Annotated in this window: 8 protein-coding genes; 5 read left to right on the top strand and 3 right to left on the bottom strand. The window is 34.2% G+C overall.

The features are described 5' to 3' along the window. Positions 1-263: 263 nt before the first annotated feature. The 3 genes from AC59HZ_RS27170 (at position 264) to AC59HZ_RS27180 (ending at position 5,278) form a co-directional block, all read left to right on the top strand. On the top strand, positions 264-3,164 hold the full coding sequence (locus tag AC59HZ_RS27170; RefSeq protein ID WP_496548892.1) for a DUF6792 domain-containing protein: 2,901 nt from the start codon (positions 264-266) through the stop codon (positions 3,162-3,164). Positions 3,165-3,701: 537 nt separating this feature from the next. Further along, positions 3,702-4,547 carry a COG1470 family protein gene (locus AC59HZ_RS27175; protein ID WP_496548893.1) on the top strand — a complete coding sequence of 282 codons (846 nt, stop codon included), beginning with the start codon at positions 3,702-3,704 and terminating at the stop codon, positions 4,545-4,547. Between the two features lie 170 nt (positions 4,548-4,717). Continuing rightward, positions 4,718-5,278 (top strand): hypothetical protein, encoded by a 561-nt coding sequence (locus AC59HZ_RS27180; RefSeq protein ID WP_496548894.1) that lies wholly within the window; start codon positions 4,718-4,720, stop codon positions 5,276-5,278. 554 nt (positions 5,279-5,832) lie between these two features. On the opposite strand, the gene AC59HZ_RS27185 is transcribed toward AC59HZ_RS27180, so the two are convergent. From AC59HZ_RS27185 to AC59HZ_RS27195, 3 genes are read right to left on the bottom strand one after another with little or no spacing between them, the layout of a single operon-like run. Further along, on the bottom strand, positions 5,833-7,797 hold the full coding sequence (locus tag AC59HZ_RS27185; protein ID WP_496548895.1) for a helix-hairpin-helix domain-containing protein: 1,965 nt from the start codon (positions 7,795-7,797) through the stop codon (positions 5,833-5,835). Beyond that, positions 7,784-8,602 carry a PP2C family serine/threonine-protein phosphatase gene (locus AC59HZ_RS27190; RefSeq protein WP_496548896.1) on the bottom strand — a complete coding sequence of 273 codons (819 nt, stop codon included), beginning with the start codon at positions 8,600-8,602 and terminating at the stop codon, positions 7,784-7,786. The genes AC59HZ_RS27185 and AC59HZ_RS27190 overlap by 14 nt, the downstream gene beginning before the upstream one ends. Further along, positions 8,599-9,279, bottom strand: a complete 681-nt coding sequence (locus tag AC59HZ_RS27195) for a vWA domain-containing protein (RefSeq protein WP_496548897.1) — start codon at positions 9,277-9,279, stop codon at positions 8,599-8,601. Before AC59HZ_RS27195 ends, AC59HZ_RS27190 begins: the two co-directional genes overlap by 4 nt. Before the next feature lie 357 nt (positions 9,280-9,636). On the opposite strand from AC59HZ_RS27195, the gene AC59HZ_RS27200 reads away from it, so the two are divergent. Together AC59HZ_RS27200 and AC59HZ_RS27205 are read left to right on the top strand one after the other, a co-directional pair. Then, positions 9,637-9,864 (top strand): hypothetical protein, encoded by a 228-nt coding sequence (locus tag AC59HZ_RS27200; protein ID WP_496548898.1) that lies wholly within the window; start codon positions 9,637-9,639, stop codon positions 9,862-9,864. A 60-nt stretch (positions 9,865-9,924) separates the two neighbouring features. Further along, a complete protein-coding gene (locus AC59HZ_RS27205; protein ID WP_496548899.1) occupies positions 9,925-12,039 on the top strand; it encodes an ATP-dependent helicase in 2,115 nt (704 codons plus the stop codon). Positions 12,040-12,269: the final 230 nt, after the last annotated feature.

The following is a 12,269-nucleotide window of genomic DNA, read 5'->3' on the forward strand; positions in this document are numbered from 1 at the left end:
TGTAATATTTACAGTCTTAATATAAGATTTTGTCGTTTGAAATTTAATGATTCTGGTAAAAAATTCTAGTACTATTGAAGTGATTCAAAAATACTATTCGAAGGGAGTGATTACTAAAAAGAAAAGTAATATCCGTTCTTTCATTGCATTACATATGCTATTTCACCATGGCTTTTCATACATAATTTTCTAATAGGAACATTGTTTCATAGATAGAGAAACATATTTTTAAAGATAGGGGAAAGCATGGAGGGAGAATTATTATGGGTGTATCGAATTTTCATAACAAAATCTTTGGGGGAGCCATAAAGTCGTTTTTGTTTCTGTTGTTGGTCATTTTTACATTTATCTCAATTCCGTCCATGAAAGGTTCTGCCGAGGTAAACGAAAAAACTCGTCCATACCTTCATTTCTTATTAAGCGACCTCGTGTATAATGACCTAGGCGGTTGTGATTACGGTATTGACCGTACCATAAAAGCTTGCTTGGAAAAAGTAAAAAGCAAGAATGATAATGCAGACTTCCAAAGAATCACTTCCAAGTTAAGTGGTTCTCCGCTTATGAATTGGGAAGTTCGTGAGGTAGAGGGGAAACATACTGGCGGATTTTATGGTGTTATGTTTAAAGATAATGCCACAAACGAAGTTGTATTCGCTTTCCGAGGGACACAGGAATTAGTAGATAAATTGTACGACATCGCTGGTGTAGTTGCAAATTTCGACCAATTTCAGGTTCTTCAGGCAGGTAACTTTGTAAAGACTGGCATGACACGTGTGTCACTCGACGGTTCAAAACCTAAATTTTATTTAACAGGCCATTCATTAGGTGGCTATTTAGCACAAAGAGTGGCCTCCCAAATTCAAGGATACCCTGCTGATTCGCTTGGCAGAGGAGACCTCATTTATTTGACTTCACAGTTTAAATATGCTGAAACCTTCAACGCTCCAGGTTTTAATGTAGCTAGTGTAATAGACCCTAAAAGCTATAGAGTTGTGGACCACGTTTTCGCAGAGGATGAAATTGGAAACTTTAAAACCCAGTTGGGAGAATCAAGGTTTTATTTTACTAGTAAAACCATGTCTGATTGGTTAACAGCACACGGTAGAGATGTGTTTTACGCTGCAAGTTTAAGAGATGGTAGTGAAAAAGTAGATTATGTAAGAGTCCAGCCTTTCACTAGTAAATTTGCTGAGTTACGCAAGGAGTTGGCTATTGAGTTCACAAATACTCAAGCAGAAGAGCACTGGATGACGGTGACGGGTGAAAGCGGCATGAAATATGATTGGGTCATTTATGATGAGTCAGGTTCTGTTATAAGTTCTGGAGTTGACAATTCTTATGGTGCTAACTATTCAATTCCTCCAAAAGGGAAGTTTGTCATTACAAATCAAAACCAAGATAGATACAGCTCTATAATCGCAGGTGGCGAGGATTATATATTCAAAAAACGGGGAATCAATTCTCCTGCTTTGGATAGAACTGTCATTGGTCAAGGGGGAAGTGGGGTAAGTTACGAATTTAAAAATATCAGTACTACAGAAAAAGGAAACGTACTAGTGGTACCACATTCTAATGACAACTATGATTATACCGTTTATAACAAAGATTCGGTGCCCGTGCAAAGTTCTATCAACGAGCATTTTTATAGTGGAATTAGTGTTCCGCCAGGAGGACGTGTAGTGGTTACTTCTGACAATGGCACTGTAACAGCAGGCGGAGCAGAGACTCTTTTTGAAATGAAACTTTCTACTTTACCTGCGTTAATAAAAAAGACTTATTCCAATGGAACCACCTATGCATTCAAAAATGTAAGTAAGTATATTGCAGCCAATATTTTAATACAACCAAATTCAAATGTTACTTATGATTATGCAATATACGATAAAGATGGAATTCCTTTGAGTAGTGCAATTAGTGAACACTTTTTTACAAGTATAAAGATTCCTCCAGAAGGAAGTGCCGTTGTTACACCTGTTTATGGGACGGTTTCAGTAGGAGGGCCGAGTACAATATTTCAACGAGATGGAAATAACAATTTACCAGCTTTGAAAAGATTCTCCGTCTCTCAAAATAAAAGTGTGTTGCTGAAAAATACCAGTGCAACAACGGAATCGTCGGTTTTGACAAAACCGAATTCTGATGCTTTTTACGACTATGTGATTTATGATGCAAAAAGCACTCCGATCGTCAGCAGGATTAATGAGCACTATTCAAGCTCCTTTAAAGTTCCGCCACAAGGATATGTAGTCATTACCTCTACCATCGGAACAACAGAAGTAGGCGGACCAAGCAAGGTGTTTGGAGGAAACGAGAATAGTCCTTCTGCACTTGATAGGTTCATGATTGAACCAGATCAGAGCAAAATGTTTAAAAACAACTATGGGGTTGCTGGTCAGATTGTGGTGACACCAGCAAATTCTAGCTCTAAATATGACGTAATCATCTACAATCCCGATGGTTCTATATATTCTTCTATATACGAGCAGCGATTTTCAGGAACTTATAAAGTTCCTGAATACGGACGAGCTGTTATTACCGCAGTCAATGGGTCTGTAGTTGCAGGGGCTCCGAACGTAACATTCTCAGGAACTACTTACAGCGAATCAGCATTTCAAAAAGAGACCATCTCAGAAGGGGAAACCTATCAAGTATGGAACAAAGATTCTAGAATGAGTAATAATGTTAGAGTCGACAAAGTTATGGATGGCAACTACGATTGGGTGATTTACGACTCAAACGGTTCTGTCGTAAGCAGCAACCTCAATGATTCTATTTCTAACTATTCCTCTTCATATACAGTGCCCAAGGGTGGGTATATGGTTGTTACTGTGAACAAAGGTTCGTTAATATTTAGCGGTCCAAATGAATTGTTTGATGGAGAACAACTAAGTTCTTCCGCCCTAGAAAAATCGGTGATTGCTCGTGGGACAAGCCATGAATTTACAAATAGAATGAGCACGGATAGTCCCCTATTAATTGATAGGGAAGAAGGTACTTATTTCAATTTCGTTTTATATAAGAGCGATGGAACTGTATCTTCAAAAGGGGAACATTATTTTAATGATATGCGTTTATCTGTTCCTCCAGGCGGAAAGGTCGTCATTACTAGCCTAGGCGAAGGTTCTGTAGTGGCAGGAGGTCCAAGAGGATTTTTTACCAACTAAGCTAAATAAGGGGCTTGATAGAATTAAATATCGGTCAGTCTCTATATTTACCTCCCTCTTCAACGAGGGAGGTTTTCGTTTTAGTTGCCCTCTGCGTAAAGGATAGGGAACGTTTTAAAATTATTGGGAAATTCTGAACTTACGAAAACGAATGCTCAAATTTTGACATCTATTTTAAATCATCAACAGATGCCTTTCTGTTAAGCTTCGAAATTACTCGATTATTATTAAATCCTGTCAACTTTAGTCGAAAACCTTTCCCGTTGGGCATATAGACATGTATAAATAATGTGACTATAATCATAGTTATAAAGTATTTATTTACAAAAATATACATGTTTTGAAATTATCGCCTGTAGTGGTAACAATATCCTGAATGTCATTTTTTATTACATTATGTCAAAGGAGCTAATTATGAAATTTTTTAGAACGTTTTTTTTATGTATTCTTTTCGTTTATCTTTTAATAGATACAAACATTTTGCCCATATACGCAAAGCAAAAGCCTTTTAATGGATTTTCTGTTAATCAAACAATCATGAAAACTACGAACAAACCAGGGGAATCGGCCACCATTAACTTTAAAGTAAAAAATGAATCCGATAGAAATGCTGCGGTTTCAGTCGAAGTAAAAGACTTTGAAATGAAAGACGGAAAATTACTGTTCAAAAATGATGTTCCTGAAAACTGGTCCGTTTCCAAATGGACTAGAGTTAATCAAACTTCATTTAAATTAACGGGAAATGAAACGAAAGAAATTAAAATGGACATTTCCGTCCCACAAAATGCCGAGATGGGCGAACATGCTGCTGTTGTTGTCCTTCAATTTTTACCTGAAGGTGGTGGAACAGGCCAAAAAGGAAACGTAAAAGTGGTCACACAAATTATCCCTGTCCTATACGTCACCGTGACAGATCAAAATGGCAATATCAATTTAACCAAAGAATGGGCAGTAACCAAATTTTCTCATAAAAAAGAATCCAACAATTCATTCTTGTTTACCTATGATGTAAAAAACAACGGAAATGTACATCTGGAATCTCAAGGCACTTTGGTAATTAAAAATATCTTAAAAGGAACAGAAGAAAAGGTCTCTGTCCCGAAAGTAAATTTGCTACCTAGTGCTACCAAAACTATAGTATCAAAATGGGTACCATCTGAATCATTTGGGATATACCAAGTAATATCATCCTTTTCCATGGATGGCGAAAAATTTGTTAGCAATACAACAAAAATCTATGATATTCCTTGGTATTACATCGCCATCGTACTTGCTATACTGCTCTTAATCATCATTTTAATCCGCTTCTATGTTAAATCGTTAAAGAAACGCATGCTTCAGGAAGCCAAAAAGCAAATTCTTTCAGAGAAAGACGTAATTTAGTAATCCCTAGAAAAACAAAAACTTGTTTGTCTAGTCATTACATAAACTACCAGACGCAAGAGGAGGAGAATATTCATAACCTGGAAAAGAGTTTCTCAGCAAAACATTTGGAACGATTAAATTTGTTCTCAAAACTATCATTCTATAAAACCAATTGAGGAGTGTATATTATGAAAAAATTAAGAAAAAGCATTGTTAGTTTAATAGCCTCTGCAGGGGTAGTCGCCCTCCCTCTTTCTGTATTTGCGGATTCTACCCAAAATGTAAATGTAAATGCCACGGTAAATGGAATCACTCCCTCAGTTTTCACGATGAACTTTGACGGAGTTTCTTTTAATGGTGATGTGGGTAGTATTGCAGAAGGAACTTATAGTCTTGATGGCCAAGAGGTCACTCAACCAAACTATCAAGTTACAAGTGCATTAAACTTTAGCGTATTCGTTTCTGGGACTGCTTTAGCTGCCACAGATGGTACACAGCTCAACTCTCAGAGAATTTCAGTTGAACAATTTGCTGAAGATGGTGGTTGGCTTGAAGGAAACACACCTGTAAATCATGATTTGACTCTATTGTATAACGGAGCCAATGAGACTAAAGCGAATCACGGACTGACCTTTAATTTAGATCTAACGACTGCTAATAATGATTTTAGTGATAACAATACACTGAAAGAGGTAACAGGTGAAAAACAGTTCAACTCCACCGTAACCTTCTCTTTTAGTGGATTATAATTTATTAGTTTAGTGCATTTCTATTCAATCAAAACAAAGCAAGAACTAAATTTCTTGCTTTGTTTTATTATATGCACCATACATTAAAAACAACTTGTTTAAGAAGGGGAACTGAGGTATGAAATAAATATGCACCAAAAAAGGTTTGTTAGAATGATAGAAGAATAAAGTCATTACCTTATTTAAATAATAGAGCAAACAAATGGCAAGTGCTGCCTTCTTCAATTAACGGGTAGCTTTTGTTGAAGAAGGGAAAAGCAAAACTCGTCACAGAATAGTAGCCCCAATTTGATTGAAGAAGATTGGGATCAATAAAACATTTACCATAAAGATTAATGCATACTATAGTTATAAGAGAAGAAGGAATCTGCTTAAGGTAAACATTATATGTAAAGCATACATAATTCATAGAATGAACTTGGAGTTGCTCCAAGATTTTTTGTTGCCAGTGGTGAGATTATTGATGCTGTTTTTTTAATATTTGATTTCACAAAAGTCTAAAATAAAAATGGTCTATCCGATGGGGATAGACACAAGATGCAAGATGATTTGACCTATAAAACATTTTTTAAATAATCAACATTAGCCTTAGCTTTTCCTAATAGTTGCACACATTCATCAGCTTCTTTTATTAAATTTTCTCTCCTATTAAGGATGGAGGTTTTAATATAGTATAATTCAGCTTCTCCGTTAGTTAACTTTTTCTCAAGGTCACTCCTTAATGAATAAATCTCTTTTTCCAATGAGTACAAGTCGGATTTTGGAATACCTTTTTTAGGTTCAAAAGTAAAACCTTTTTCAAGTTTTTTTCTCCAATCAACAAGGTTATTTGTTAATGACGGGCCAAATCCAGGAACCCTCAATACTGATTGTTTAGAAACGTCTCTAGCTGTTTCGATACCATATGATTGGAGTACTGCTTTTCTGCTTGGTCCAATACTATCAATGCTACTAGATTGAATATAAAATCTATCCAGAAACTCATTTAATTGACGATTTCTTTGGTCCTTTTCGAGTGTCTTTATTTTTAACTTGCGTAGATTAGGAATATCAGTATATTTCGATTTATAATCATTTAATTCAGCTAACTTTGAATAGAACTTATCTGCTGAAGCTTCTTTTTTCCAACGTTCTAAAAGAGAGCTCCACTTTCGGTTTAAGTTTTCATATCCTTTATATATTTCTTCAAACTTTTCGTCTTTTGCTTTTCTCGAACCCAATACAATAGCCCCGATAACACCACCTATTGGATATATACCCATACCACCAGAAAAGGTTAATAAAAGAGAAATGATTCCTATGATTATTGCTGTTAACAATTTCATAATTTTATTTCGTTTAAATTGTTTCCCTAATTTTATTATTTCATCTGACGGTTTCTGTGAAAGTGCATAAGGATTAGGCAAATCTTGATCATAAGGTGTACTAATGTCGTTAATTTTTTTCCAAATCAGATCAAGTTGAAACACATTAATATTGCCTAATTTTGATTTAATAACTGCAGAAAATAACATTAGCCCCGTTTTTCCCTCATACACACACCAAGGACAAGTTTTATGTTCTTTACTAAAGGTATGTGCTTGATTCAATGAACAACTAACCATTTCTTTATTTAGTTTCTCTAAAGCAACAATCCATTCTGTTGCCTTTGGGCGATTATTATTGTTAGAACCTGTTTGAGAAAAAGCTTTCTCAAAGAGTTCTGCTAATTCCTTCCCATAAAAATCAAGTGGAAGTGTACCTGGTGGTTGTTGCATATCTCTTTGTTTGGCATTTCTTCCGTATGCAAAACGGTACTGTTCTATTGCTTTCTCGATTGGCATATCGCCCGAACCCAAATAACGTCCAGAAAAAGGATGTCTTCCCATAAACAATAGCTGAAAGATTATAATCGCTATACCAAAGTTATCATGATTTGCTGTACGTACAATATTGGATAGAGACTTAGATTGAAGTTCAGGAGGCTGGTGTGTCGCTACGCCAACCTTACAAAAAATTAATTTTCCATTACTATTAATTTGAAAACTGTCACAGTCAATTAATTTAACAGTACCGTCATTTGAGACCACAATATTACCGTGGTTAACATCTCCAATTACTTGGCCATTTTCATGAACAACTGCAAAAGCACGGGCAATATTTGCTGCTGTATGTATTATGAAGGGTAAACTGACATTATCAAACTCGTTAAGGCGATTTTTAGGGCTATAAAGTTTATGAATTTCTTTTCCGTTTGCAACGGGCATTAACAATCCTATAACTTTTCCATTTGCATCTCTAACTGTGTCAATTGGCCATGCTGTATATTTTAAAAGTCTCTCAGATTTAATATTACTCATTAGGGTTATTTTTTTTGAGCGTTCTTCATCATACTTATGGTAAAGTTTCAGGACAATTCCAGTTTTCCCTTCTACTTCATAAACAGTACCTTCTCCACCTCTACCGATTACTTTTCCTGCTTTTATTAGGTGTCCCTGGCTATCTTTACACTTAGGAATTGTTGCATTACTCAATACCATGGTTTTCAACCCCTGTGCGTGTTGCTAACAATAACGATTTGTCGTCATCTGTTTTTTCGTTAACCCTTTCAGAGTTTAGAAACTTAGCTAAAGACGAATTTAATCCTTCTGAATTGTTCTTATCACATTTTCTGATAACATTAAACATTGGCTTAAAAAAAGGATTATGAACCGTTTTCGATTGATATTGGAGAGCCAAGTGCTGAATACCATCAGTAAATAATGCTACTTCTTTGATTTGCTTTGACAAAGGTTTATATTGCATATGTTTCTTAACCATCGTATCGGTTATAAAATATGTGGTATTTTCATATTCACCTTTATCAGGCCAAAAAAGGTAATCATACTTTTCTACTGTTCCATCGGTCTCTTGTTCAAGTATTACTATTGCACCATCTCCAACTTGAAAAAAAGCAGCATGGTCGTTTCCGACTACCGCTGCTAAAAATGTGCAAGCAAACTCACGAGGAGATACCTTTAAATTGTTTGCAAGAGAAAGTATTTCTTCTTGGAAATGGTCAATCCAATTTTCTATAAATGAGTTTTCTATGTCTTTTACTTGTTTATTATCACTAAAATATCCATACACTGCTTTAATAAATAATTCACAGGCTAAAGATGACCCTTGATCGGAAAATTTAGCACTTCCAGCACCATCAGATACAACAGCGACTAAAACTTTTTCTCCTTTGGGATCTCTAATCACCTGGCATTTACTTGAATCTTGACAAGGAGTATATACTTTTTCATGAGATGTTCCAGTCACTGATGCAAAAGCAAATTTCCAATCATTTATTGGTATCATTCAATCATTCCCCATCCACCAGGTGTTACGGGGTTTTCAAGAGGTATTGCATCACCTGGAGTAGATCTTGAAACAGAGCTTAATGAATTGGATAGCCAAGAAAATAGATCACGAAATCTGAGCCCATCTAATTTTAGTGGATCCCTAACAGATATTTGTTTTAAAATGTCCATATTTGCTCCTTGAACACCAACTGCAAAAAACGTAAGAGTTTTACTAGACTCAGCGTCTTTAATTAATTTTGCGGCTTTTTGCCAATTATCAGTAGGTGCACCATCTGTAATTAGAAATACCCACGGTCTATAATAGGAAACCCCATTTTCTCTATATTTTTCTTTTCTTTGTTGTATTAGCTCAATCCCTTTTTCGATTGCTTGACCCATTGGAGTCATTCCGTTTGCATTAAGAGTTGGGGGATAAAAAGCATCAGCAGTTTGGAATTCAGTTTCTACGTTTACTGGACCAAAACTTACAACGGATAATTCTACACGTTTTACACTCATATGATCTGCCATTAGCTCATCTTTAAAGGTCTGTAGGCCTCTATTTAATTCAGCTATAGGCTGTCCTGCCATAGAGCTTGAGGTATCAAGTAAAAGTACACAAGGACAACGGGGTTCAGGATTTTCTGCAAACTCTGCACCATCAAAAGGAACCTGATCAGTAAAATCAAACACAAAAAACACTTCCCTTAATTTAATTGAATTTAGGTAATAAGTTCTATAGTTTGTACAACAATTCCTTTAATTTCGATATTTTTTTTATCGTTTTATTACAAAAAAGTGTCAACTTGTTACTATTTATATTTTTATGGGAAGTTTCGATATGTTAGAACTTACTACAAGAACACATCTTTAACCATAAAGTTTTTTGTTATGAATTAGATTTTGAAATATTGAATTGATAAAGTAGTTCAATTTTCATGTTTTGTATTTAATTTAGCTTCTCGAATCTTATATAGAAATAGTACAATATATATGAAATAAAGTACCAAGAATTAGATTCTGCATATTCATAATTTTTCGGGGGAAAAGATGAAGTTACTCGATAACATAACTGGCAAATCAAAGCTTTATGATGATATTTATGAACTTAAATCACAATTAATAAAATATGAGAACGAGCTTAAGGATAGGGGGAACCGAATACAGTATTTACAGCAAGAAAATAAAAGAGCAATAGCAGAACTTTCAATTTTGAAAGAAGAGGCTATGGAGCATAAAGAAACTCTCGCCAAAAAAGAACGGGAATTATCAATGTGAATAGATGAGTTACATAACAAAGAGAAAGTTTTAACACAATTTCAAAATTCTTATGGTGAATTGATTATTGAAGAGAAACAAGATGATGGTCTCATCTCTGAATACGATGAAGACAAAAGTTTCTTTGATTTCGTTAGGCCTAAAAATGGTAATAACGATTTTAATAATGATCAGAATCATGCTATAAGATATGAAATGGATAAGCATTTGAGAATAGTAGCAGGTGCTGGGAGTGGAAAGACCCAAACAATATGTGCAAAAGCAGCATATTTAGTTATGATGAAAAATATTCCACAGGATAAAATTGCAATGTTCACGTTTACAACTAAAGCCGCTGGAGAAATGAAAGAAAGGGTTCAGGATTTTCTAGATGAAGAAAAGGTTAGATTATCTATTGGAACTTTTCATAGCATTTTTCAAGCATTATACAATGAATTAAAGAAAAAGTTCCCCTATGTTAACAGCATGGGGATAAACGGTGAGGATCCGATACAAGGTGAAAAACAATATAGAAAATTGCTCAATACTCTTATAAATAAATATAGATTAAAACAATTGAATGAACATGGGGGCAATAAATCTTTATCTGAAAGAATAAGCTACTGGACAAATATGGGTTTTAAAATAGATGAAATGACTCGTTTTATTGAAAATCATTACGACGTACTTGAGCCATTAAGTACTGTATCGATAAGTCAAAGGTTTTTGTCCATGATGAATGAATTCCAAGCCATTCGTAAAGAAAAAAACATTATTATTTTTGATGATTATTTAATTAATTTACTCCATGTTTTACAAGAAGATGATGATGCTAGGGAATACATCCAACACCGATATAAATATATTTTTATAGATGAATTTCAAGACACGAATCCGATACAAATGAAAATAATCCAACAGATTTGTCCGCCTGATAAGAATGATGTTGCTAAATTAATCATCGTAGGTGACGATGATCAAAGTATCTATTTTTTCAGGGGTGCAGAGCCTAAATATATAAAAGATTTCGATAAGAACTATAATACACATACTCAAAAACTAATGACTAATTATCGTTCAATAGCTCGAATCGTTCAAGCTGGAAATCGTCTTATTTCTTATAACGCAGGTAATAGAATTGAAAAATCAATGGAACCATTTCATTATAAAGAAGGAGATTGTTTCATCCAAGCCCTACCAAATCAAGTTGAAGAACCAGAATGGATAATAAATAAGGTTACTAAATTGGGATTAATTACGAACACGAAAGAACCTAATATAATTCCTGATTATAAAAAAAGTGTTTTGCTGTATCGCTCAAACACACAATTGCAAACAATTCTCCATCAACTTGAGTATAATAACATTCCATTTGTTATCGAGGCTAATGATGATTTAATGGGTATATTTAATATTGATGAGTTCAAAAGAGCATTTAAGTATTGGGGGAAATTTTTAGCCGAAGAAGAAAATAAGATTTATGAGTGGAATAATATTGTTACACAAACTGCTTATGCCTTTTATAAGAAAAAATCTGAGGTTCCAAAATTTATTGTAGATAGGAAGAAGTTCACTAAACCTATTGATGCTGCAGAATTTATTTGTGGAAAAGCAAATATAGAAAAGAAAGAAATGGTATTCGAATATTTAACGGAATTAAAAAATCTGAAAATAAATATTCGAGCTGTTTCTATGAAAGGCATCATAAATAAATTGATGACATTCCCATTGTTCGAAAATGAATTAACAAAAGAGGAAGTTAAATGGATCGAATTAGAAACAGATAATTTTAATACCTGGGAGCAACTGAACAATAGATATAAACAATTGAAAAAGAAGAAAGATGATATGAGAAAAAAGTTACAAGAATATCATGAAGGTGTTTATAATGCTTTTTATTTACTCACCATACACAAAAGCAAAGGATTATCATTTGAAAATGTCTTTATAAGTGGGGCATATAGTGGGGGAATACCCCATAAACGTGCTGTGAAATTAGATACCGAGGTATTAGACGGTCTTATAGAACAAGCTGAACCTCCAACAACTATTGAAGAAGAAAGACGACTAATGTATGTGGCAGTAACCCGTGCTAAAAAAAATCTATACATTACTTTTCCAACAACTATTAACGACAAACCAATAAACAGATCAATATTTCTAAAAGAAACTGGGTTACCAATAAAAAATAAATAGAAAGAAAAGGCTCGTCTAAAAATTCTAGTAAAAAAGTTTTAATCATTCCTTCTAATATGTTGAATAGTATACGAACTCCGATATAAATGAAAAGGACCATTTCGGTCCTTTTTTGTATATTTTTTAACAGATGTTAACTCTCTTAATATATCCTTTAATTTTTCTTTAATAAAAGGAAAAAAGTAGGGTGATATGACGAATAATTCTCATAAATATGGTCTTATTATGGT

The organism is Neobacillus sp. DZ-9, from assembly GCF_059587065.1.